29 protein-coding genes and 1 pseudogene are annotated in these 22,299 nt (G+C 45.2%); 11 read left to right on the top strand and 19 right to left on the bottom strand.

All coding sequences use genetic code 11. From position 1 onward, the window contains the following. Window positions 1-25: 25 nt before the first annotated feature. Window positions 26-973: a 4-(cytidine 5'-diphospho)-2-C-methyl-D-erythritol kinase gene (gene ispE / locus P5674_RS14105; protein ID WP_006620143.1), complete on the top strand. Its 948-nt coding sequence runs from the start codon at window positions 26-28 to the stop codon at window positions 971-973. A gap of 35 nt (window positions 974-1,008) precedes the next feature. Continuing rightward, window positions 1,009-1,377, top strand: a complete 369-nt coding sequence (locus P5674_RS14100; protein WP_006620144.1) for a DUF3082 domain-containing protein — start codon at window positions 1,009-1,011, stop codon at window positions 1,375-1,377. 55 nt (window positions 1,378-1,432) lie between these two features. Here the strand turns inward: P5674_RS14100 and eno are convergent, their stop codons facing one another. The 5 genes from eno to P5674_RS14075 form a co-directional block, all read right to left on the bottom strand. Continuing rightward, window positions 1,433-2,707: a phosphopyruvate hydratase gene (gene eno, locus P5674_RS14095; RefSeq protein WP_006620145.1), complete on the bottom strand. Its 1,275-nt coding sequence runs from the start codon at window positions 2,705-2,707 to the stop codon at window positions 1,433-1,435. Window positions 2,708-2,735: 28 nt separating this feature from the next. Beyond that, entirely contained in the window at window positions 2,736-3,743 is a 1,008-nt protein-coding gene (locus tag P5674_RS14090) for a 2-hydroxyacid dehydrogenase (RefSeq protein ID WP_006620146.1), read from the bottom strand. A 168-nt stretch (window positions 3,744-3,911) separates the two neighbouring features. Next, on the bottom strand, window positions 3,912-4,313 hold the full coding sequence (locus tag P5674_RS14085) for a ribosomal maturation YjgA family protein (RefSeq protein WP_006620147.1): 402 nt from the start codon (window positions 4,311-4,313) through the stop codon (window positions 3,912-3,914). Between the two features lie 2 nt (window positions 4,314-4,315). Next, window positions 4,316-4,849: a hypothetical protein gene (locus P5674_RS14080; RefSeq protein WP_006620148.1), complete on the bottom strand. Its 534-nt coding sequence runs from the start codon at window positions 4,847-4,849 to the stop codon at window positions 4,316-4,318. A gap of 31 nt (window positions 4,850-4,880) precedes the next feature. Further along, window positions 4,881-6,218, bottom strand: a complete 1,338-nt coding sequence (locus P5674_RS14075) for a tetratricopeptide repeat protein (RefSeq protein WP_006620149.1) — start codon at window positions 6,216-6,218, stop codon at window positions 4,881-4,883. 76 nt (window positions 6,219-6,294) lie between these two features. Here P5674_RS14075 and rimM point away from each other — a divergent pair, with 76 nt between their 5' ends. Next, window positions 6,295-6,933, top strand: a complete 639-nt coding sequence (gene rimM / locus P5674_RS14070; protein ID WP_006620150.1) for a ribosome maturation factor RimM — start codon at window positions 6,295-6,297, stop codon at window positions 6,931-6,933. Between the two features lie 70 nt (window positions 6,934-7,003). On the opposite strand, the gene P5674_RS14065 is transcribed toward rimM, so the two are convergent. Both P5674_RS14065 and P5674_RS14060 read right to left on the bottom strand, forming a co-directional pair. Continuing rightward, window positions 7,004-7,456 (bottom strand): helix-turn-helix domain-containing protein, encoded by a 453-nt coding sequence (locus P5674_RS14065; RefSeq protein WP_006620151.1) that lies wholly within the window; start codon window positions 7,454-7,456, stop codon window positions 7,004-7,006. 73 nt (window positions 7,457-7,529) lie between these two features. Then, window positions 7,530-7,712 (bottom strand): hypothetical protein, encoded by a 183-nt coding sequence (locus P5674_RS14060; RefSeq protein WP_006620152.1) that lies wholly within the window; start codon window positions 7,710-7,712, stop codon window positions 7,530-7,532. 101 nt (window positions 7,713-7,813) lie between these two features. Between P5674_RS14060 and P5674_RS14055 the strand changes: the two genes are divergently transcribed. Then, window positions 7,814-9,877, top strand: a complete 2,064-nt coding sequence (locus P5674_RS14055; protein ID WP_014275270.1) for a TolC family protein — start codon at window positions 7,814-7,816, stop codon at window positions 9,875-9,877. A 153-nt stretch (window positions 9,878-10,030) separates the two neighbouring features. Next, on the top strand, window positions 10,031-10,330 hold the full coding sequence (locus tag P5674_RS14050) for a 2Fe-2S iron-sulfur cluster-binding protein (protein WP_006620154.1): 300 nt from the start codon (window positions 10,031-10,033) through the stop codon (window positions 10,328-10,330). 77 nt (window positions 10,331-10,407) lie between these two features. Here P5674_RS14050 and P5674_RS14045 read toward each other — a convergent pair whose 3' ends face one another. The 3 genes from P5674_RS14045 to P5674_RS14035 form a co-directional block, all read right to left on the bottom strand. Beyond that, window positions 10,408-10,884 carry a universal stress protein gene (locus P5674_RS14045; protein WP_006620155.1) on the bottom strand — a complete coding sequence of 159 codons (477 nt, stop codon included), beginning with the start codon at window positions 10,882-10,884 and terminating at the stop codon, window positions 10,408-10,410. A gap of 327 nt (window positions 10,885-11,211) precedes the next feature. Then, window positions 11,212-11,604 carry a hypothetical protein gene (locus P5674_RS14040; protein ID WP_006620156.1) on the bottom strand — a complete coding sequence of 131 codons (393 nt, stop codon included), beginning with the start codon at window positions 11,602-11,604 and terminating at the stop codon, window positions 11,212-11,214. Between the two features lie 33 nt (window positions 11,605-11,637). Then, window positions 11,638-12,777 (bottom strand): peptidylprolyl isomerase, encoded by a 1,140-nt coding sequence (locus P5674_RS14035; RefSeq protein ID WP_315670052.1) that lies wholly within the window; start codon window positions 12,775-12,777, stop codon window positions 11,638-11,640. A gap of 156 nt (window positions 12,778-12,933) precedes the next feature. On the opposite strand from P5674_RS14035, the gene P5674_RS14030 reads away from it, so the two are divergent. Next, window positions 12,934-13,854 (top strand): glutaminase, encoded by a 921-nt coding sequence (locus P5674_RS14030; RefSeq protein WP_006620158.1) that lies wholly within the window; start codon window positions 12,934-12,936, stop codon window positions 13,852-13,854. 77 nt (window positions 13,855-13,931) lie between these two features. On the opposite strand, the gene P5674_RS14025 is transcribed toward P5674_RS14030, so the two are convergent. Beyond that, the gene (locus tag P5674_RS14025) at window positions 13,932-16,736 is read right to left on the bottom strand and encodes a CHAT domain-containing tetratricopeptide repeat protein (RefSeq protein ID WP_315670051.1); all 2,805 of its coding nucleotides are present in this window, start codon (window positions 16,734-16,736) and stop codon (window positions 13,932-13,934) included. A 16-nt stretch (window positions 16,737-16,752) separates the two neighbouring features. On the opposite strand from P5674_RS14025, the gene P5674_RS14020 reads away from it, so the two are divergent. Both P5674_RS14020 and P5674_RS14015 read left to right on the top strand, forming a co-directional pair. After that, on the top strand, window positions 16,753-17,766 hold the full coding sequence (locus P5674_RS14020; RefSeq protein ID WP_231852154.1) for a FecR family protein: 1,014 nt from the start codon (window positions 16,753-16,755) through the stop codon (window positions 17,764-17,766). Between the two features lie 245 nt (window positions 17,767-18,011). Beyond that, on the top strand, window positions 18,012-18,662 hold the full coding sequence (locus P5674_RS14015; RefSeq protein ID WP_006620161.1) for a hypothetical protein: 651 nt from the start codon (window positions 18,012-18,014) through the stop codon (window positions 18,660-18,662). 119 nt (window positions 18,663-18,781) lie between these two features. Here P5674_RS14015 and P5674_RS14010 read toward each other — a convergent pair whose 3' ends face one another. Continuing rightward, on the bottom strand, window positions 18,782-18,928 hold the full coding sequence (locus P5674_RS14010) for a hypothetical protein (protein ID WP_157888691.1): 147 nt from the start codon (window positions 18,926-18,928) through the stop codon (window positions 18,782-18,784). Between the two features lie 122 nt (window positions 18,929-19,050). After that, complete coding sequence (locus tag P5674_RS14005) at window positions 19,051-19,173, bottom strand: hypothetical protein (protein ID WP_315670050.1); 123 nt, start codon at window positions 19,171-19,173, stop codon at window positions 19,051-19,053. A 59-nt stretch (window positions 19,174-19,232) separates the two neighbouring features. On the opposite strand from P5674_RS14005, the gene P5674_RS14000 reads away from it, so the two are divergent. From P5674_RS14000 to P5674_RS13990, 3 genes are all read left to right on the top strand, one after another. Next, window positions 19,233-19,520, top strand: coding sequence for a type II toxin-antitoxin system Phd/YefM family antitoxin (locus P5674_RS14000; protein ID WP_199318129.1), 288 nt, complete (start codon window positions 19,233-19,235; stop codon window positions 19,518-19,520). After that, a complete protein-coding gene (locus tag P5674_RS13995) occupies window positions 19,510-19,833 on the top strand; it encodes a Txe/YoeB family addiction module toxin (protein ID WP_006620163.1) in 324 nt (107 codons plus the stop codon). The genes P5674_RS14000 and P5674_RS13995 overlap by 11 nt, the downstream gene beginning before the upstream one ends. A gap of 111 nt (window positions 19,834-19,944) precedes the next feature. Continuing rightward, the gene (locus P5674_RS13990; protein ID WP_286131386.1) at window positions 19,945-20,076 is read left to right on the top strand and encodes a hypothetical protein; all 132 of its coding nucleotides are present in this window, start codon (window positions 19,945-19,947) and stop codon (window positions 20,074-20,076) included. Window positions 20,077-20,136: 60 nt separating this feature from the next. On the opposite strand, the gene P5674_RS13985 is transcribed toward P5674_RS13990, so the two are convergent. From P5674_RS13985 to P5674_RS13960, 6 genes and pseudogenes are all read right to left on the bottom strand, one after another. Further along, a complete protein-coding gene (locus tag P5674_RS13985; protein ID WP_315670049.1) occupies window positions 20,137-20,295 on the bottom strand; it encodes a hypothetical protein in 159 nt (52 codons plus the stop codon). Window positions 20,296-20,439: 144 nt separating this feature from the next. Beyond that, the gene (locus tag P5674_RS13980) at window positions 20,440-20,796 is read right to left on the bottom strand and encodes a hypothetical protein (RefSeq protein ID WP_434475126.1); all 357 of its coding nucleotides are present in this window, start codon (window positions 20,794-20,796) and stop codon (window positions 20,440-20,442) included. 62 nt (window positions 20,797-20,858) lie between these two features. Further along, entirely contained in the window at window positions 20,859-21,116 is a 258-nt protein-coding gene (locus P5674_RS13975) for a hypothetical protein (RefSeq protein WP_006616027.1), read from the bottom strand. A 172-nt stretch (window positions 21,117-21,288) separates the two neighbouring features. After that, complete coding sequence (locus tag P5674_RS13970) at window positions 21,289-21,579, bottom strand: type II toxin-antitoxin system RelE/ParE family toxin (protein WP_072621824.1); 291 nt, start codon at window positions 21,577-21,579, stop codon at window positions 21,289-21,291. After that, window positions 21,579-21,830 (bottom strand): type II toxin-antitoxin system ParD family antitoxin, encoded by a 252-nt coding sequence (locus P5674_RS13965; protein WP_315670047.1) that lies wholly within the window; start codon window positions 21,828-21,830, stop codon window positions 21,579-21,581. The genes P5674_RS13970 and P5674_RS13965 overlap by 1 nt, the downstream gene beginning before the upstream one ends. 123 nt (window positions 21,831-21,953) lie before the next feature. Beyond that, window positions 21,954-22,299, bottom strand: a pseudogene (locus P5674_RS13960) (WD40 repeat domain-containing protein); the annotation flags it as partial.

Here is a 22,299-nt window from a genome sequence, read left to right as displayed (position 1 = left end):
TTTGTGTTACCTTACACTACTACTAATGCGTTCTGTCACCCTTATTGCTCCCGCCAAGATTAATTTGTATTTAGAAATTATCGGATCGCGCCCCGATGGTTTCCACGAACTCGCTATGGTCCTGCAAACTATCAGTTTAAGCGATCGCATTACCATTAACCCTATTGGTATAGATGCCATTACCATTCGCTCCAACGACCCCAGCCTCCCCAACGACCATAGTAACCTCGCCTATCGCGCAGCAGCCTTGATGGTTAAACAATTCCCCGATATGATGGCGCGTTATGGCGGTATCGAAATCGAAATTAACAAACGAATACCCGTAGCCGCCGGACTAGCCGGCGGTTCAAGCAATGCGGCGGCGGTGTTGGTCGGTTTAGATTTAATCTGGGACCTCGGTTTAACCCAAGATGAACTACAAACCCTAGGCGCTGAAATTGGTTCTGATGTTCCCTTCTGTATCAGTGGCGGAACAGCCCTAGCTACCGGACGGGGAGAGGTACTATCACCCTTGCTGAATTTAGATAACTTATATGTGGTCCTCGCTAAGTTCCGTAATATCGCCATATCCACCCCTTGGGCTTATCAAACCTACCGCCAGCAGTTCAGCAGTTCATACATTTCTGAAGCCGATGATCTGAAAAGTCGTCAGCAGCGGGTGCATTCAGGACCTATGGTAGCAGCCATTATGAAACGTGATGGGGCGAAAATTGGTCAGTTGTTGCACAATGATTTAGAGAAAGTCGCTTTACCTGAATATCCCCAAGTTGCAGACCTGCGAGATGCCTTTATCACCCAAGGAGTTTTAGGCGCGATGATGTCTGGTTCCGGTCCCACCGTATTCGCTTTAGTCGAGAGTCAGGCGGAAGCTGACCGGGTTTCCGATGCTGTCCAAAATCAAATTGCTAATCAGAATTTATTATTGTGGACTACTAAATTTATCTCCACAGGTATTCATTTGGCTGCATCTTAAACTTGCCGATTTTTTTGAGAGTTCATCAATCAATTATGTCTAATATGCCTGAAAAATCATCAATTTCTACTTCTAATTCCGGTGATAATTCTCCCCGTGATTCATCCCCCGATTTATCATCAGTCAACCCCTTTCAGGTGCTGATGGGAGGATTATTAGCTGGAGGTTTTGCCATCGCCATGTATTCCTTAACAGCAGCGATCGCTCAAACTTTTGCCAACCAAAACATCTATTCCGATAATCAAACCGCCCTGCAACTTTCCATAGCCATCCGCACCTTAGTAATTGGTGGTGCTGCCTTAGTTACCGGAGTCTTTACCATTGCCTCTTTGGGTTTATTAGCCCTAACCGTCCAAGTCTTATTTGTCCGATTAACTCACAAAAATTCCGCCTCCCAAAAATAGCGAACAGTGGAGACAGGACAACCTTTGTCTCCACCTATTTCGCCTTAATTATACCTTACACAAACGCAGCCCGACCCGCGAACTTAGCAGCCTTTCCTAAGTCCCGTTCAATGCGTAGCAGTTGGTTAAATTTAGCCGTCCGTTCACCGCGACAACCCGAACCAGTTTTGATTTTACCTGTGGAAGTTGCCACCACCAAATCCGAGATAGTAGTATCTTCCGTTTCACCTGAACGGTGGGAAACAAAGCACTTGTAATTATGTTTTTTCGCCAACTCAATTGTATCTAAAGTTTCCGTTAAAGTACCAATTTGGTTAACCTTAATCAGAATTGAATTAGCAACTCCGGCTTGAATACCCTCCGCTAAAATAGCCGGGTTGGTACAGAATAAATCATCCCCCACCAGTTCAACCTTATCGCCAATGGAATTAGTTAGCACCTTCCAACCATCCCAGTCATTTTCTCCCATACCATCTTCTATGGAAATAATCGGGTATTGATTAGCCCAACTTTTCCACAATTCCGCCATTTCTTCAGGAGTCTTAGTAGATTGATCTGATTTGAAAAACAGATATTTACCATCTTTCCACAATTCCGAAGTGGCTGGGTCGAGACAGATGGAAATATCCTCCCCTGGCTTATATCCCGCCGCCGTAATCGCCTCTAAAATACACTCAACCGCCTCATCATTAGATTTTAAGTTAGGCGCAAATCCACCCTCATCGCCAATTCCCGTGCTTAATCCTTTCTTTTGCAACAGCGATTTAAGACTGTGGAAAGTTTCTACACCCATACGGATAGATTCCGCAAAATTGGGGGCATTATGGGGAGCAATCATAAACTCTTGAAAATCAACAGTATTGTCCGCGTGAACCCCACCGTTAATTACATTCATGCAAGGAACGGGCAATATACAAGCGTTGCTGCCTCCTAAATACCTATATAGAGGAATTCCTAAGTAATTAGCAGCCGCGCGCGCTACGGCTAAGGAAACTGCTAGAATTGCATTAGCCCCCATTTGGGATTTGTTGGGTGTGCCGTCCAGTTCAATCATGGTTAAATCAATTAACCGCTGTTGGGTGACATCCATACCCACTAAAGCCGGGGCTATACGATTATTGACATTTTCAACAGCTTTCAGAACCCCTTTGCCGCCATAGCGTTTCGGGTCTCCATCTCGCAATTCTGCCGCTTCTTTTTCTCCCGTTGAAGCCCCAGAGGGAACTAAGGCACTCCCACGGGTTCCGTCCTCTAAAATTACTTCCGCTTCTACGGTGGGGTTACCACGAGAATCAAGAATTTCGCCAGCAATAATTTCGTCAATGTACATGAATTTCTCCTTAATGGATTAAGATTGGTTAATGAGGTAGTTTAACCTCGTTGGTTAGTGGTTTGCCTTCCTCAAATTCACTAATATTCGCCATGGTGGTTTCGGCAATGGCAGTTAAGGCATTTTGGGTAAAAAATGCCTGATGACCTGTAATCACAACATTCTGGAAAGATTGGAGTAGTTGAAATGTATCATCTTGGATAATTTCATCAGACCAATCTTCAAAGAAAAATGCTTCCTCTTGTTCATACACATCAATTCCTAGGTAGCCAATTATCCCGGATTTTATCCCTTCAATGACAGAAACTGTATCAACCAGAGGCCCGCGACTGGTGTTGATTAACATGACCCCTCGCTTCATTTGAGCGATCGCATTTTGGTTAATAATGTGATGGGTTTCTGGTAATAAGGGACAGTGCAGAGAGATAATATCTGACTGTGAAAACAGTTCCGGCAAATCTACATAACGGGCATCTCCTAACTTGATAAAATCATCGTTAGGGTAGGCATCATAACCCAAAAGATGACAGCCAAAACCGTGCATAATTTGCGCGAAAATCATCCCAATTTTTCCCGTGCCAATCACGCCCACGGTACTACCATGTAAGTCAAAACCTAGTAAACCATTGAGGGTAAAGTTATCTTCCCGGACTCGGTTATAGGCTTTGTGCAGTTTCCGGTTTAATGTAAGGATTAAACCCACGGTATGTTCAGCTGTTGCATAGGGTGAATAAGCCGGAACCCTAACTACAGAAATACCTAATTCTTCTGCTGTTTTCAGGTCAACATTATTAAATCCAGCACAGCGCAGGGCTATTAATTTAGTGCCATTGGCTGCTAAGGTTTTTAGGGTGGTGGCATCTACTTCATCATTCACAAAAACGCAAACAACCGGAAAACCAGCGGCTAAGGAGGCGGTTTTCGCCCTTAACCTGGTTTCAAAGTAAACTAACTCATGGGGACTTCCTCCTTGGGCATTCGCCGCATCAAAGAATTTAGTATCGTAGGGCTGGCTACCAAAAACAGCAACTCTCATGGTCAATTATCAACCTCTTCAACTTGTCCCTACTAGCTTACCAGGCGATCGCCTTAACTTGGTTGCTTGCTTGACCGTATTATATGGGATAGGTCAAGGCATTGAACTTAAAAAAAGATTAAGAAAATGTCTATTGATCATAAATTTTGTAGGCAAATCTTGATAGTATTAGTGATGATTTTGCAGTCCGATCTTATTTCGGACAGTAATTAATACTAAAGCCGCCAAGATACAGCCTATAGCATAATAAAGAAAGTCCCACCAATCAAAGGTAGTTCCTAATAGGAGTTTGCCGATAATATGCGATCGCATCATAGCTAAAATTGGCGGATTCCACAATTGCAGAAATTCCAAAATTGAGGTAACAAGAAATACCCCCACCCCTACGGATATCGGGGAAAGATGCGGCCAGATTAATACCACTAACCACACCCAAAACATCTCATAAAATATCGAGGATACGGAATCGTTAATCCACCCATCAAATGGCCCGCTATAAAATTTACTAAACCAGCCAATGGGAATCACAATCATTAAACACATCAAGATTATTAAGCGATAGCGTTTCATGATTATTTAACTTCTAAATTTTCGGTTTCCACAGTAAAAGCAGAGTTGCTGCCATCCTCAATAGATAAAGATTGAATCTGGGATGCAATTACCTCTATTTGTACCTCGCTAAGATTGACAGTAGCATCAAGTTCATCAATAATATCCTGAGCATTTTCGGTCATATATCTAATCTGTTCCAGGATTTCTTCTTTATAGGCTTCTAGGTTTTGGCAACAGGCTTTAACCTGTTGTGCTTGTCGGAAAAACCAGACCAAAATTGTGATTGATATGGTACTAGGAATTAACACAGCTATCAATATCCATGTATTCAAAAAAGGATTTAACCGTTTCCTGGTATGGTTAACTTCTTTCTGGATTAAAGAGCGTTGATTCGCCGAATAACGGTTAATAAAAGAGGGATTTTGCGCCCCGATTTTTGTCGGGTTTAGCTCCGGAATTGCTGACGGTATAGCTGCGGATGATACCCCCGAAAAACCCATCAATAATAGCCATCCTGCCACCATATAGAGATAGGTTTTATTCAAATTTATCATGGTATGTAACCCTCCCAATACCTAAATTTAATTATTTAGTGTTCAGCAATTTTTGAAATTTTTGTTCCTGACAAATGCCCGCAAAATCAGGTTCTTGTTGAGCAAACTTTTGCACGGCATCTGGGTTAATCCGCAGGGCTCGTTGAAGGTTTTCGATCGCCAATTCTCGATTCCCCGTGAGGGCATAGCAACGAGCCTTATTGTACCAGATTTTATAAAAATTAGGACGAATTTTAGCAGCCTGATTATAAGAAGCGATCGCCTCATCATACTGTTCCAAATTCATCAAGGCTTGACCGCGATTATTCCAAGCATCTAAATAATCGGGTTTTAAAGCAATCGCCCGGTCATAGGAAAAAATCGCCGCTTGGTAATAATTAAGTTTCCCTAAAGCCACCCCACGATTACTCCAAGCATCAGGATAGTCTGTGCGAATTTGGATAGCTTTTTCATAGGATGCGATCGCCTCTTGATAGCGCTTGAGTTTGGTTAACACAACCCCTCGATTATTCCAAACCTCAGCCAAATTCGGCTCCAGTTTTAACGCCTGATTATAGGCGGCAACTGCCGATTCCAATTGATTTGACAAAAATAACTTTTCTGCCTGTTTAGCCAGCTCATGAGCCTCAGCTATGATGCGATCGCGACTAGGTGTTTCCGGTTCTTTTTCCTTAGCACTATTAACTAAATCCTCAGAACTGTCGGAAGTCTCAAGACTCTCGGAAGTCTCAGAACTCTCGGAAGTCTCAGAATTAGAATCATCAGATACCCCAGAGGAATTGTTAGCGATCGCCTTTTCGGGAGTCTCCAATACTTCCGCCACTAGGGAATCCTCAGTCTCCGACTCCGGGACTTGAATCATAGTTTGCACCTTGAGACTCTCAATAGCTTCATCAGCCTTAGTAGTATTTTGTTCCAATTGATAGAGAGTATTGCGAGCCTCATTAATACTCTCCTGAATTTGACCAATAGCATCAGCTTTGAGACTCTCAATTTCTTGCTGTACAATAAATACTTGATCCGTCAACTTAGCCAGCAAAAACCAGACTCCCACCCCCGCAATAGTTGGCAACAAAAATAAGAACACTAGCACTAAATTCAATAAAGCCAGAGTCCGACGAAAAGAACTATCTACCTCAGTTTGAACGCGATCGCGCAATTCCGAGTCCGACCCAGTGACCGCCTGAGCTACAATAGTCGAACCCGACCTAGACCCGTCTCCCCGTAGAGGTTCCACAAAAATTGTAGTGGTTCCCAAAGATAGTAAAATCGGAATTAGAGCTAAACTAGCTTGTTGTGGTGCGATAGGATGCTTGATAGTTCCCCCCGCGAGGGAGAAAATGGGGACTTGTCGAGAACTCCGCGTCATAAGCTACTAAGCCAATACTGGGTTAAAATGCTGAAATCTTATCATGTGTTGTGTCGAGGTTCAGGAGACTGTCCAAATGTCTGATTGGATCGAAATTGGTAAAATTGTAGCTGCTCAGGGTTTAGATGGCCAGATGCGGGTATATCCGAATTCCGACTTTCCCGAAAGATTTATCGAACCCGGAACCCGCTGGCTACAAAAACCCGGACAAAATGAACCATCACCCGTAGAACTTCTGGGGGGAAGGTTTATTCCCGGAAAAGGACTCTATGCTATTGAAATGGTAGGGGTCGAAACCCGGGAAGAAGCCGAAGCCTTGCGGGATAGTCGTCTATTCATTCAAGAGGGCGATCGCCCCTATTTAGAGGATAATGAGTTTTATGTATTAGACCTGATTGGGTTAGAAGTCTTTAATCAAGACACCCAAGACATAATCGGTACAGTAATTGATGTCATCCCCGCCGGAAATGACTTGTTAGAGGTACAGTTAAATTTTACCCCCACCTCAGAAGACCTCGCCGCCGATACTCAACGCCAAGCTAAACTACAGAACATTCCCAAAAACAAACGACGCAAGCGCCATTTCCAAACCAAAGCCAACCAGCCCAAAACCTTATTAATTCCCTTTGTTAAGGAGATCGTCCCCGTTGTAGATTTACAGAATCGCCGTTTGGAAATCACCCCTCCCCAAGGCTTAATCGAATCCCAAACATAGCCCCCCTCCAATACTATCTGGGAATACCGGGGACAAAACAAGCCTGGTCTCCATGGCTATGGGCAATTTATTAATTATCAATTGTGCGTTTCCGACGCTTCCCTTTATTGTCAATATAGCGCTGTACTTCTTCGCGAGATGTAACCCAAGCATCAATAGTATTATCCCAGGTGAATTCTATGTAATGTCGCTTCCTAATAGTCTGTACCCGCTGAAACGAAACATTAAGAATGCGGGCTACATCAGCCTGTCGCAGACCATTACTGGGCTGTGATAAATTAGCCTTAACAGTTTTGATATCCTTGATAGCATCCAAAGAACTTAATTTATTTTGCATCAAATTAATCGAGATTGCCGAAGGTTGAGAATGTCCATTTTCCCAGCGGTTAATAGTTTGTGGGGATACTCCGAGAAATTGCGCCAGTTCAGCTTGGGACAACTCCAAATCTTCCCGGAGTTGACGCAGCAGTTGCGGGATATCCTGTAAATTTGTTTCTGATAGCAACATGGGTTTAATCATCATAAGAGGTGTGGGATGGAGCAATTTTGCCGTAGTCAGGCTGACAGGGAACTAATGGGCAGCCCTTATATTTAGGTTAAGATAAATTCCCACAAACACCAACAGTAATTTCTCGGACATTTCTCGCATTTTTAACACCAATCACTGCTAAGATGTCCGTAAAAATACGGAGATTTTGATTGCCAAAAGCGATCGCATTCATGAAAACACCCCTCAGCGTCCCATCTGACAACGCCCCCAGGCCTGTGAAAATTACCATCAATCCCCAAAATGGCAATTAATTTGGGCATTTTCGAGCAATACTTCAACCTTGCTTTAAAATGAGTTCTGGACTTGCAGACTGACTATATTGAAAAAATTATGCCTGTTCTTCGCTATTTGATGGCTGTGGGAGTGAGTGGAACAATTGTGTTGTTCAATGTTGGGCAGGGAGAAGCAGTGCCTTCGCCTGTTGAGTCCCAGGATAGATCATCTGACCATCCCCTAACTCAAGAATCAACTCTCAAGCACAAACCAACCAAATTTGTAGCCTCACAACTTGAACCAACCCCCATTACTGACCATAAACCTAACGACACCAGCCTTGTAGCTGGTCAAATTGACACACCAACTCCAGAATTGTCTTTAAATCACACAATGGGAGAAGCCTTGAGTGGCGGTGGGTTCATGGAAACCCCCCCGAACCTGGTCAAACATCAGGCCAAATCTCCTAACCATGATGCGATCGCCTTAGAATCAGTAGACTTACCCGGAAAATATCAGGCCAAGTCTCCTAACCATGACGCGATCGCTCCCTCAACTGATGTAAACTTCTCCACAGAGGTATCTTCCGACAGCCCCTCACAAGAAGTGGCTATCAGTGACAATTCTCATACTCAATCGGCGATCGAAAATAATCCCACACCACCAGTACAACTGTCCCAAGTAGAGACACCAGAAATTCAAATCCCCGACTTGACACCCCCTACCGAGCCATACCCCCAAAGGTATCCAGATGGAACCTTACGCACCGAACCACCTTCAATAGTTTTACCCAGCACTAACCCCCTGTATTTTCCTACCCAACCTGGGGAAGTAGAAATCGAAGAAACCGTTCCCATTACCCTAGAACAAGCATTTGATTTGGTGCGGCGCAACAGCCCAGAAATCCAAGTTCTACAACTCCAGCTTGATCAAAATCTGGCGGGGTTGCGAGTTGCTCAATCAGAACTGTTCCCTTCCCTATCATTCACCTCCAGCTTGACCCGTTCGGAAACAGCAGGAGCCACCATATCCACCCGCGCCCAAAATCGTCGGATTCGCAATCAACGTCGCCAAGCCGCCGCCAGAGGCGAAGTTGACACAACCCCCTTTCAAATCCCCTTTGGCTCTACCAGCTTTGATAACTCCCTGCAAATTCAATATGATTTTGGCTTAAATGGAGCTAGAGGCGCACGAATTAGAGAAGCCGAACAGCAACTGCGAGCCGCAGAGTTAGAACTAGAACGGGTGATTGAGGAAAGTTATCTTAACGTCGCCCAAACCTACTACAACCTACAAGCAGCCGATGCGGAAGTCGAAATTCAGCGCGCCGCAGTTCGCAACGCTCAAAAAAGTTTGGAGGATGCAGAAGCCCTCGAACGCGCTGGGGTGGGTACCCGCTTTGAGGTTTTACAGGCTCGTGTTACCCTCGCCAGCACCCAGCAGGATTTGACTAACGCCATTAGCAGCCAGAGAACATCTCGGCGCAATCTCGCTAGCCTATTAAATGTCAGTCAAAATGTCAATTTAGTGGCAGCAGACCCGATATCCTTGGCGGGAACTTGGGAATTTACCCTCAATGAAACTATCATCCTCGCCTATCGGAATCGCCCCGAATTGGAAACACAGTTAGTTAACCGTAATTTAGCTGAAGAAAGACGCAGACAGGCCTTATCTGCCACTCGACCTAATTTAACTGGTTCCGCTAGTTATAACGTTCTTGGACAGCTTTCTGATGACGCTAATCGCTTTGCGGCTCAGGGTTGGGCTGATGGTTATAATGTTCAATTGCAGTTGCGTTGGAATTTCTTTGATGGGGGTGCCGCTAGGTCTAGGGCTAGACAACAGGAGCTGGGTATAGCGATCGCTGAAGAACGCTTTTCCCAAACCCGCAACCAAATCCGCCGAGAAATTGAGGAAGCCTTCTTTAACCTACAAGCTAGTTTTGAGAACATTGGAGTTGCTAACCTAGGCGTTGAGGAGGCTACAGAAGCTCTCCGATTGGCTAGACTCCGTTTCCAAGCTGGTGTCGGTACTCAAACTGATGTCATTAACCAAGAAACTAGCCTCACTCGCGCCCAAAACCAGTTGCTCAGAGCAATTATTGGTTATAACCGCGCTCTGGCTCAATTGAGGCGATTTGTTAGCAATCTCCCCGATAATATCCTTCAAGATCAACCTTAACTGCAATTCACTTGTCCAAGGATGTCGGTTTCCCCAAAAACAGATTATACAGATTATTTGGTAGACACTTTGGGAAACTTCCTTTCCTCAAAGCCTTGTCTGATCACAACAAAATCTCTGTCAACCTAACCTTCCTAGATTCAAAAATTCATCATGGCTAACATCAATTTTGTCAACGAAAACCGCGAAGTTATTGCCGCTGATGGCGCAAATCTCCGACTCAAAGCGATGGAAAATCAGATTGATTTGTATACCTTAAAGGGAAAACTCCTCAACTGTGGCGGCTACGGTCAATGTGGTACTTGTATTGTGGAAGTGGTTGAGGGTATGGAAAATCTCTCCCCTAAAACTCCGGTGGAAGAACGAATGCTCAAGAAAAAACCTGATACCTACCGCTTGGCTTGTCAAACTACTGTTAATGGCCCGGTAAGTGTTAGAACTAAACCTAAATAGATCCGTTTAAACTTACCGGGACTCTATTCCCTAAATTGGGCGATCGCTATTTGATTTCGTTTTCTATGAATGTTTTCTTAATGGCGATCGCTACTCTGTACTACTAAAACCGAACAGGGGGCGCGATGAACCACAAAGTTGCTCACACTTCCCAGCAACGCCTCAATTACCCCCTCGTATCCCCTGCGTCCTACCACGATTAGATCCGCATTCCAGTCCTTTGCTATTTGACAAATGCACCGCCCCGCATCCCCCATTTTCCAATTCCAGTCAGCAGTGATATTCTCGTCCGTAGCACGACGAGTACAAGCTGTTAGCCAACTGCGGATCTGGTCCAGTTCACTCTCTAGCCGATCCTGCATGATTCGCGAGTAACGAGCAATATTAGTCGCGTGAAGATCGCTAAAACCATAGGGGTCCGGTTCGCTAACCTCCAGGCGGTGAAAAATCATTAGTTCCGCTGAGTTTTTTTGCGCTAGTTCCATCGCTTGCTCTAAAACCAATTCGCTATGATTCGATCTATCTAGCGCCACTAAAATCCTGTGATATCCCATGATTTAACTCCCTTTGATACCCTACTTCTCAAGGGTGAGCGCTCAAGGGTTATGGCTCATCGTTTCCCTCCTTCATCTTCCTGAAGCAATTTAACAGGAATCTCGCACCCGACTCGGTTACTCATCATCTATAGATTTCTGAAACTAAGTCTTGGGGAAAAAACTAGACGGGTACACCCTATAACAACCCTACAGAGGCAGGAAAAATAACCGATTTTAAATTCACTTTCGTATCCATGATAACATTTTTTTCTTCCCAAACGTTGTACTTATCAAAAAAAACGAACAGTTGACCACCAGCTATTAACTGATTTTATGGTGGGGGTTTTACCAATCCTGATCAGGCGATCGCTCTTGAAACTGCTTAGGAAGGCGTAAGCGAGGAAATCGATAGAAGGTATTACCATCTTGGTCAAACTCAGGAATAGCAGCAAATACCCCGGCTTGTCGGTCTAAATATTCTTGAGCGACATCAGCACTAACCCGCGCCAAAGCCGCCAACTGAATTAAAGAAATTTCACCATCTTGGGATTCAATTAATTGATAAAAAGCATTATCAAGCTGGCGTTGTTCATCGCGTTTAGAATTGATATTAACCAGGAACAATCCCACGAGAACACCCAAAGCCGCCACAGATAGTAATTCTAAAATAGCCATAATAGCTGGCACAAATAATAATGATGAAAGAGTCAAATCATCGATGAGAGGGGGTAGTGGCAATTAATAAATTGCCACTGGGGAGCCTTTTTAAGGCTACTTCTTAGGTTGAACCAAATTTTCTAAGCCTTGAATGACTTTAGCAGATGCGATCGCATCACCCTGGGTCAAATTCTCCAAGACTTCCTTACCTTCGGTCACATATCCAAACACAGAATAACGACCATCAAGCAAATTAAGTCCCGCCGGGGTCAGTTCCGGTTCAAACAAAAAGAAGAAAAACTGAGAAGATCCGCCATCAGGGTTACTTTCAGGACGAGCCATAGCCACAGTTCCATAAGCAGAAAACGGCAAAACTGGCTGATCACGATAACGACCCGCCGCCTCTAGGGTAATCCCATAAGTAGGTTCATCATCCCCACGCACCAAAATTTCCAGGGGAACAGCTCGATATTTTCCTGTATCCGGGTCAATAAATCCCTCCTCTGGTCCGGGAGGATCTCCGACTTGCAGAACATAGGACTCTTCCGAGCGGATAAACTCCAACCCATCATAAAACCCACGTTGCACCAAATCCACAAAATTACCGGCCGTTACCGGAGCGCTATAACCATCGACCACCAGGGTAATATCTCCCTCAGAAGTAGTCATCTTCACGGTAGCACGGCCTTTGAGTTGGGGAATATTGGCATATTCTGCGGGGACTTCAAAAGGAAATTCCCCAACCATCATTTCCTCAAGCTGAGTCACCTGAGACAACATCTGGGCACGGGTTTCTAGGAGTGTTTCACCGTCTTTAATGTCCAAAGCCGATCGCAGAACCTCAATTTCTGCCCTGAGTTCCTCAATAATAGCCTTAGCCTCAGTTTGGCGATCGTCTGGGATACTAGCCAAAATATCCCCTTCATTGATAGATAAAATCCTAGCAGCAGTGGTAATATCCCCTTTAATAGGACTCCAGCGCTTACCCCTAATGCGACCAGCAATCTCTTCGAGGCTACTCTGAAATTTGCGGATCGGCTCATTGTCAATCGGGAGAGCATAGCGTAGGAGTGCCTTACCATCAGTAATAGCATTACCAGCAGGTAAGACACTTTCCCGTTTTGGCGTGCTGCTGCCGCCATCCCACCAAGCGGCGCTCAGACCAACGGAAAGAACACACAGCAATAGGGCAATCAGGCCAGTTTTCAGCCAGCGTTTACAGGTATTCATTATGGACTCGGACAAATTCAGCATAAATTATTATTTTTTTCCCTAACCCATCTTGCCATATTCCGGCGCAGTTCTGGGAAACTATAGCAGCGAACAGATAACAGACCCAATCCGGTGTGCTATAACTCGCCCAAATCGGAGTCAAAATAGATAATAGAGTTTTGGTTAATCTATGAGCCTATGAATACTCAGGCAAGATTGAGTTTAAACCTGGTGCAACTAGAGACATGGGTTGAAGCGGCTAAGTCTCGCAGCGATCAAGGCAGTTTACCGACCTATATTCCTCAGTTAGCTATGGTATCTCCAAAGGCATTCGCAGTTCAAGTTTTAGATTGCCAGGGGAACTGTTATTTATTGGGCAATGCTGATCTGAGATTTTCCCTAATGAGTGTGGTTAAGCCGTTTCTGCTGTTGTATATGTTGGTAGAGTTGGGGGCCGATCGCATATTTGCACAGGTGGGAATGGAACCCTCTGATTATCCCTTCAATTCTCTGGAACAATTGCAAGCTGACGGCGGCTGGCCCCGTAATCCGATGATTAATAGTGGCGCGATCGCTTTATCGGCGTTGCTTCCTGGTCCTGATGGACAAACACGATGCCAAGTGTTATCTGATTGGCTAAATCACTGGGGCGGCTGTTCTCTGCAATTGGATGATGATACCCTCAATTCTGTGCGTTCCGCCCCCAATTCTCGTAATGATGCCATCACCACCGAATTATATCACCGGGGGACTATTTCTGATGCGATCGCTGCCATTGACGCTTACAATCATATTTGTTGTTTATCTGCCACAGTCGAAGATCTAGCTAAATTGGGGATGTTATTATTGCAGCCTCCTCAACCGAGTTGGATAGAACCCTGTAGACAGGTGAAAGCATTGATGATGACCTGTGGCTTATATGAAGCCTCTAGTCGATTTGCGGTGCAGGTGGGAGTCCCTACTAAGTCGGGAGTCAGTGGGGTGGTGCTATCGGTGATTCCCGGTTGGGGGGCGATCGCTTGTTATAGTCCTCCCCTTGATGATACCGGAAATTCAGTAGCGGGTTTATTTTTGATTCAGGAAATAGTGCGATCGCTTAATCTGAGCATTTTTAACTGATCATTAATAGCGGTGCGTCAGCTTAATCGTTTCCTGGGTAAGTTATTATATGTGAAGTACCCCACCCTACTATATAGCTAATTTTGCCATTCTCCCTGAATAGTAAAACCCGCCCAATAATAGGGAGAATGCCATTGAGAGTTTTGCCAGATTTCAATTTGTGCTTGACGGAGTGCGGCGGCGGGAGATAGACCATTGTCGATCATATAACGATAAAATAACACCATTAATTCCGCTGTAGCTTGGTCATCTACACTCCATAAACTCACCACCACACGCGCCGCCCCAGCATACATAAATCCCCTCGTCAGTCCTACCAAACCTTCCCCCCTAACCTGTTGTCCTAAACCAGTTTCGCAGGCGCTTAACACTACTAAGTCAGCCGGTAAAGTTAGGTTAAAAATATCATGAAGTCTCACAAAACCATTGACGGGCTGACCTTCAGAATTAACCAAGGAAAGCACCAATCCAGACAGTTCAGGATTTTGGCTGTTCAGTATCCCATGAGTAGCATAATGAATAATTCTATACTGACTCATTTTGTCACTGGTAGCCACCTCGCGGGTAGCCCCAAAACCATATTCTTTACTAAAAGATTCTGCCGGAAATAAAGATACAATTTGTTCCGCTTCCGTCTGTGTAAAAGGTAGGCGGTCAAATAATATACCAGACTCTCGCGCTGACTGTTCTAAATCAGGAGGCAAAGAAGTTGAATTAATCTCATTAGTATGATTTAATCTTTCGTCATTAATCCCAAATACCGGATCTGCTAAAATTGCTAAGTATCTTTCTGCCGGCTTTCGACCTAACATTTCATTTCTCAAAACCGCCAAAGCCGAAGCAGAAGGGAGGGTGACTAATTCTCTGGTAATAATTAAAGGGCGATATTCTTCATCACTTGATTGATAAGCAAGAGCCACGAAAGGGACAAAATTTAATACCCCATCAGGGACAATTAAAACTCTGTTTTTGTCCTCATAATTAGACAAGGGTTCTAGGAGAATTTGACCTAAGTTTTTGGCGGCATTTTCTGCCAAAGTCCGCCGGATTCTGAGATTCCCAAAAATGAAACTATCTCGAAATCTCTTAGTCTCAGCTTCTAAGACTTCTCTACCTGGGAGTTCATAACTACTAATAGAGTTGTAAGTAACCGCCCAGAGAAAACTCCGTTTTTCACCAATAGAATAAGTTAATAATAAACTATCTTGGTCGATAACCCTTTCTTGAATCTCAGCCAAATTTAAAGGTTCTGGTTGAGTCAGGGCTGCATAGCGGGGACTGGTAGCGCGAATTTGACCTAAAATACTGCGGTATTTAATTAATAGCTGTTCTAATTCCTGATCAATAGCCGTTTTTTGAGAGTCTGTATGCTGTTGACTGAGGAGTTGAATGCGACGCTCTTCTACAGCGGCTAATTGTTGCTGAATTTGTTGTTTTTCCGCTAATATTTGCGGGTCGATACCTCCTTGTACTTCCCCGGACATTTCGGCTAGTAAATCTAAAAGCGATCGCGCTTTTGCTCGTTCACTAACTGCTAAGGCTAAACCATCATATCCTTGTCCCGGATTTTGTTGATCCAACTCCATTAACAAGTCAATATAAAACTCATAATATTCTTGTTTGGATGCAAAAAATGAGGTTCTTAAATCTTGACTAACCACATTAGTTCGCAAATCTTCTATAATCTCAATGGCGGCTTGAATAGCACTCAGAGAATCATCTTGATTACCTAACCCCCTATGGGCGATCGCTATCCGATATAAAGATAAGGCTTCCCTAGGGCGATCGCCAATTTCTTGGCGCACAACTAAAGCCTGCTGATAAAATTCTAAAGCCCGGTCAAACTCTCCCAGTGCCGCATAAACCACACCGATATTATTTAAAGTGCTTCCCAGTCCGCTACGGTTGCCAATTTCCTCCCATAAAGGTAACGCTTGCTGATAAGACTGTTGTGCAGCATTCCAGTTTTCCAACCTGGTATAGGTAAAGCCAATATTATTAAGAGTAGTAGCCTCTCCCCGACGATCGCCAATTTCTTGATATCGTCCTAAAGCCTGTTGAAAACTTTGTAAAGCCTCCTCAAAATCATCCTGAGACTCATGATATAACCCGATATTATTCAGGGTACTAGCTTCCCCGTGAGCATGATCTAACTCTTGCCATAAACTAAGCGATCGCTTATAATAATCTAAACTGAGTTCAAAATTCCCCAAAGCATCATAAAGCAAACCCAAATTATTTAGACTACTAGCCAATCCCACCCTATTATTAGCTTGTTCGTGTAATTCTAACGCTTGGGTGTAAACTTCCAGGGCTTCTTGAAACTTCCCTAAAGGTTCATAGACCGCCCCCAAATTATTCAAAGCGTAGGCTTTCCCCCGCAGATCTCCCCCTTGACCATAAAAAATAATCGCCTGTTGATAGACTTCAACTGCTTTTTGATAATCCCCTAACTCATAATGAATTTTGCCAATTTGGTTGAGGCTATAGGCAGCATCCAAAATGCGATCGCTACTCTCATAATAACTCAAAGCCTGCTGATAAGCCTCTAAACTAGCTCGCAAGTCCCCCAAACTCTTATAAACTAATCCCAAACCCAGGAAAGTCTCAGCCGCCTGGGACCCTAAACCCACTTGTTGATACAATAGTAAGGCTTGGTTAAGCTGAACTAGGGCCTGTTGTAGAGATTCTGGAGACCCCTCTTGTACTAATTTCACCCCCGCAGCAAAAGCCGTCTCAGCCTCTGTCAGACGTGGATCTGGGGTAGTAACCTCCTCAGCTATGGCAACTAAAATCGGAGTAAATCCGACTAAAGCCAAAGAGACCACAGCAACTAAGGGGATAACCCGCCGGGTAAATTGCGTAAACTGAAGCGACACCATAGATTTAATTAGGAAAATGGTAACAACAGGGACCAGTTGGCTAAAGCCCAACCGTGACAACTTTTTTAAGTATGCCTTCTTTCTTATACCGGGAATGACGGCGATCGCCATTACAATGGTGGAATTAGGTATATTAGGCGCTATTAAACCCGCCATAGCCAATACCTCCCCATTATCCCAGGTTAACCGGACCGCCACCCGCAGTTTGATGGTAGAGGAACTCCAGGGAAGAGTTACCATTAATGGTAACCCCGCCAGATTGGGCGATCGCTTAGGGGTGGGAGACGTGATCACAACCGGAAGGCGTGCGATCGCTATTTTACGAGTAGATAGCAATATCGGTGTTTTAGAATTAGCAGAAAACACCACCCTGGAAATTAGAAGCCTATCAGGACAACCAGGACTCGACCCTAACCAAGAAACAGTTGTTTTTATTTCCAAAGGTCGGGTTAGGTCTTCCATCGCCCGTTTTGTTAGCGCCCCATTCCGTAATTCTACCGCTTCTCAACCTCCCCAGGAAATCGCCGCCTTAAACTGGGAAGGAATATTTAGCCAAGACTCCCAAAACTCCGAAGAGTCTGTGGAAGCCTCCCCTTTTCGAGTAGAAACCCCTGTAACTGTCGCCGGAGTTAGGGGAACTTCCTTTGGGGTCGATGTTGGACCAGATGGTAAAACGGGTATTAGCACCGTTGAAGGTATTGTCGGAACTTCCGCAGAGGGTGAAGAAACCCAAGTTAACAGACAAAAATTTTCCGTAGTTAACCTTAACCTACCCCCCACTGTTCCTGATCTAACTCCACCTTTGTCTGCTTTACAAGTGTTTCAGGTAACGCGACTTAGCCCTAGGAGAGCTAGAATTGTAGGACAAGTAGATCCCATGGATATAGTTTATATTGATAATCGGGCGATCGTCACGGATTCCGAAGGTAAATTCGATTTAATCGCCCAACTCCCCCCGTCTCGCCGTTTCCGAATTGTGGTCAGAGGTCCTTCGGTCCGAGAAAGAGAATATTCTGTACCTGTTCCCTAAAATCCCCGTTAACATTTAACCCAGATAGACTATAGAGACAGGGTGAGTCCTTGTGTGCTAAATACTGCCCGTAAAGCCTAATTAACCTACCCTGTCGCCGAAAAGCGATCGCCCAGTCCCTCAGCTTTTGGTCAACTTTAACTGTCCGGGTTCCACAAATTTCTCCAGAAATTGTGAACTAAATTCAAACCATCCACGTCAATAGAGACAAATCAATTAATTTAGCTCCGAGGATAATGTAAACTATGTTCCACCAAAAACTCTACCGTTCTGCTACATCCATCTTCCTCACCCTCGGTTTAACTACTGGACTAGCAGCCCCCCTATTGCTACATCAAACCGTAGCCCGCGCTCAACAATTACCTGGTTCTCTACAACGGGAAAGAATTTCCGCCGGAACAACTATTCCCGTAGAATACCCAGGAGCTGAGAGAATCGTTCTCACCCCCACAGAAACGACCGCTCTGACTATGGTAGTCGCCCGAGATATCCGCACTAACCAAGGACGGGTTTGGATACCCGCAGGAGCCGAAATTGTTGGGGAATTGCGACCCGCTTCTGGTGGTTCCCAGTTTGTGGCTAATGAGGTGATTGTCAGCAATAATCGCCGATATCGTCTTGATGCTAATTCTAATGTTGTCACCCGCACGGAAACCGTCCGTCGTGGACCTTCTGCTGGTAATATCCTTAAAGGTGCTGCTGTGGGTGCGGCGGCGGCGGCGGCTTTGGCGGGGGTACTCGGAGATAAAGCGATCGCCACTGAGGAAGTCCTGGGCGGCGCGGGACTAGGGGCTCTGGCGGGAGTCTTCATTGGTCGCGGTCACGTGGATGTAGTTGTCATTCACCCAGAACAAGATCTGACCCTGACAATGCGTTCAGATGTACTCTTCCGCTAAAATAACCCAGAATAGTCAAAAAACCCGGTTTCTCAACCTCACCCACCCACAACCTCAGAAACCGGGTGGCTAGGACTATCCTGCATCCTCACCCAAATCTTGCCAAGAAACCTGGTTTCTCATAGAAATGGGTCAGGGGTAGTCACAGACGCAGCAATGGTATTAGAGGCTAAATTGGCTTGTAGATTTGGCTGGCGGAAAACTCTATCGAGCATCTTTAACCATCCTTCACAACTAGGGTCGCTAGATTTGGGAATAAAGTTCATGGGATGGCCTCCCGTGGTGCGATCGCCATTTCACCGGGTGCGATCGCCCTGAAGTGTCGCTCAAAGACGACAACGAGCCACTGGCTCTCGCCCATGAAAGTTGGCGGGTTGGAGTTCTGGAGCTAGTGGTGGGGGGTTTGGGTGGGAATGGCTGGCAAGAGTTCGTTAAGTTTCAGGTCTAGCTCCTGGGGTGCTGTATCTACTATTTTGCCTTCTGGAAACGCCAGGGAGCGATCGCCGAGCATCAGGTTCAGGCTTTAAGTAAATCGTTGTACAATAATGTTGTACCAGTTATCTAGCAAAAATGATGTTAAGCAAAGAAACCACTTATTCTCAAGCGAGAATGAATTTAGCCACTATTTTGGATCAAGTGTGTGATGAACGTCAGATTGTGGTCATTAAGCGCCGTAATGAGAAAAATGTGGCGTTAATTGCCCAAGATGAGCTAGAGAGTTTATTAGAATGTGTCTATTTACTGCGATCGCCCGAAAATGCGAAACGTTTATTTCGGGCTTTAGAATGGTCAGAAAATAGCACCGCCACTCCTCAAACGGTAGCTGAATTAAAAGAGGAGTTAGGAGTTGAGTCCTAAAAAGAAAAAACCAGCCCATGAAACCCCTAATCATCATATCTCGGGTTATTTTCCTGTATTTAGTCCCGATTTTAAAGCAGATTTAGCTTGGTGGTATCGCACTGAACCCAAAAAAGGGGATAAAATCCTAGATTTAGTCGCAGATATCCTTAATGGTGAACCGTTTACCGGGTTAGGAAAACCTGAACCACTAAAATATATTGCCCCAGATACTGGGTCAAGACGCATTGATTTAGAGCATCGTTTAGTTTACAAAGTAACAGAAAATAAGGTTTATTTTTTACAAGCACGTTATCATTATCAATCAGATTAAACTGAAAATAATTTATTTTCCCTCAACGACATTGATGATATCTTCGGGCAAAGCAGAATCGAAATCATCGGCGACGACAAATTCTCCGGCAGATAATCCATAAGGTCGTAATTGCTGACTCGGAGGAATGGGTGTAATTTGGGCGATCGCCTCATGCGATCGCTGGGGGCGGGTTCGGTGAGTTGGCTGTTTTTTTTCCTGGCTGATCTAGGGATTTTCTTGCTCTCCACCCACATCCCATAAACCCAGTTTCTGCCCTAACCTTTGCCGCCTCACCCCAATCGCATTAACAAAGCCCCTTTATCAACCCCTCAACCCGTGCAAACGCAGGAAATACACCCGTCCCAACCAAGCCCCCCCTACCACCGTCACGCCATCAGCAGCAACCGCACAGGAAGCGATCGCACCATCCCCCGTAAAGGTCGCTAACATTTCCCCCGTAGCCAAATCCCATAGTTTCACAGTCTTATCCTCAGAGGCCGAAATCGCTCTTTTCCCGTCGGGGGCGATCGCTCCATCTGTTTAGCGACATATTTTGCTTGTTGTTTTTCGGAATCGGTTAAGTCGGCAACCCCCACAAATCCCCACCGAATAAGTTGATTGATTTCATCTATCCTTCGGGCAAACTTCAAAAGCCGACTCATGTCGATAAAAACACACCTTGAACTCTGCAAAGAAGTTCATTTGTCCAAGAATAACGGGGACATCTCTCGATTCAGTCCAAGCAAACGCAAGTAGCACGGGAGGAAACTGAGCGATCGCACCCGATACAACCAAACCTCGTGAATCGCTTCGACCTAAATTCCCGCTTAAGGGGATTGAAACCGTCTGATTTTCCCAGATTGCCCCTAGTTGTAAACCTATCTCGTAGGGCAAAACATTGACACTTGCGCCTGTATCTAGCAACGCAGTCACGTCCACAGAGCGATCGCCTAACGTGAGCGTCAAGGGTAAATAGGGCATGATGGCAGAGCGCCCAAGACTATCAATGCGTTCGGTGAATGAATATCGTTGTCCATCAAGCATTAGATGCTACCTTCCTTTGCTGCCACCAGAAGATCCGACAAAGCCTGAACAGATGCGCTATCTGTTTGCGGCGACCATACCACTGCCTCAGTCGATGCAAGCTGCTCGAGCAACTCATTTGCTGAGTCAACTTCTCCGGTTAGTTCTAGGCTACACCCTTCCTCCTTAGCGACTGCCAAGAGGAGAAAGTGAAGCAGTCGAAGTTTATCTTGATGAGATAACTGATTAACGGTGGGTAACAGTTCGCTGAGTAACATAGAGTCGGCTCCGGGAAATGTGCTTCTCCATTATAGGTTTGACTGTCCTTGATGCTTTTATCGGATGGTTCTAGCAACCGGGTTGCTTTCCCATCACCACAAACCAGAAACCGGGTTGCTGGGGGTGATTGGTTTTGCCCCAAGTTGAGTAGAGAAGCCCGGTTACAGATTTTCAGATATTCAATGATTCTAGGTCTCGATACCCATTAATGATGCGAACAATATCTATGCCGTCAGGCCGTGGAAGGTAAAATATGATGTAATTTTCCACAATCAAACCTCGGAGATTTGCTTTAATGTGACTGTAGTTTTTGCCCATGTTGGGAAATTGAGCAAACTGACGGCACTTATCCCGGACTTTTTCAAAAAATCTAATCGCTACGTCTGGGTTTATTGCCGACAGGGATGCACAAATTTCGTCTAAGTCGGCTAGGGCAGCATCAGAGAATGAATAATTTCCCATCAGGAATCTTCAGTTTGTTGCTGTAAACGGTTCAGCAGTCGATTAAATACAAGTTCTCCATCTGTAACTTTTCCTTGTTGAATTTGGCTTTCCCCGATTTCGATTTGCTGGCGCAGTTCGGCTAAATATTGTTCTCTTTTATCTAATAGTTCCAAAGCGGCTAATATCATTTCATCAGCCGACTGGTAGCCTCCCTGATTTAATTGCTGGGCAATCCGTTGTTCAATTTCTGGCGTAAGGGATAAACTCATGGCGGCTCACTCCAATACAGATTAACTTGATTATCGTGCGATGTTCGGAGGGTTTCTCGGACAATCCTTGCCTCCTCACCCAAATTTAGCGCATAAACCCGGTTTCTCACCTCCCCTGCACCCTCACAGCCCCGCCAACCGCAGAAAATGCACCCGCCCCGACCTATCCCCCGCCACCACCGTCACTCCATCCGGGGCAACGGCACAAGCCAAAACCCATGTATCAGCGGTAAAACTGGCGATTTCCTCCCCCGTGGCTAAATCCCACAGTTTCAGGGTGTTATCACTCGATGCAGACACGGCTCGTTTCCCGTCGGGGGCGATCGCCACTGCATTTACCCATCCACTATGCCCAGAGAGGGTAGCGAGTTCCCTCCCCTGCTCCAAATCCCACAGTTTCAGGGTGTTATCACCCGATGCAGACACCGCTCGTTTCCCGTCGGGGGCGATCGCCACTGCATTTACCGAG

It is taken from the genome of Limnospira sp. PMC 289.06 (assembly GCF_032350395.1).
Classification (GTDB): domain Bacteria; phylum Cyanobacteriota; class Cyanobacteriia; order Cyanobacteriales; family Microcoleaceae; genus Limnospira; species Limnospira platensis.
The sequence above is the reverse complement of the archived record's forward strand: the minus strand, read 5'-3'. Positions and strand labels throughout refer to the sequence as shown.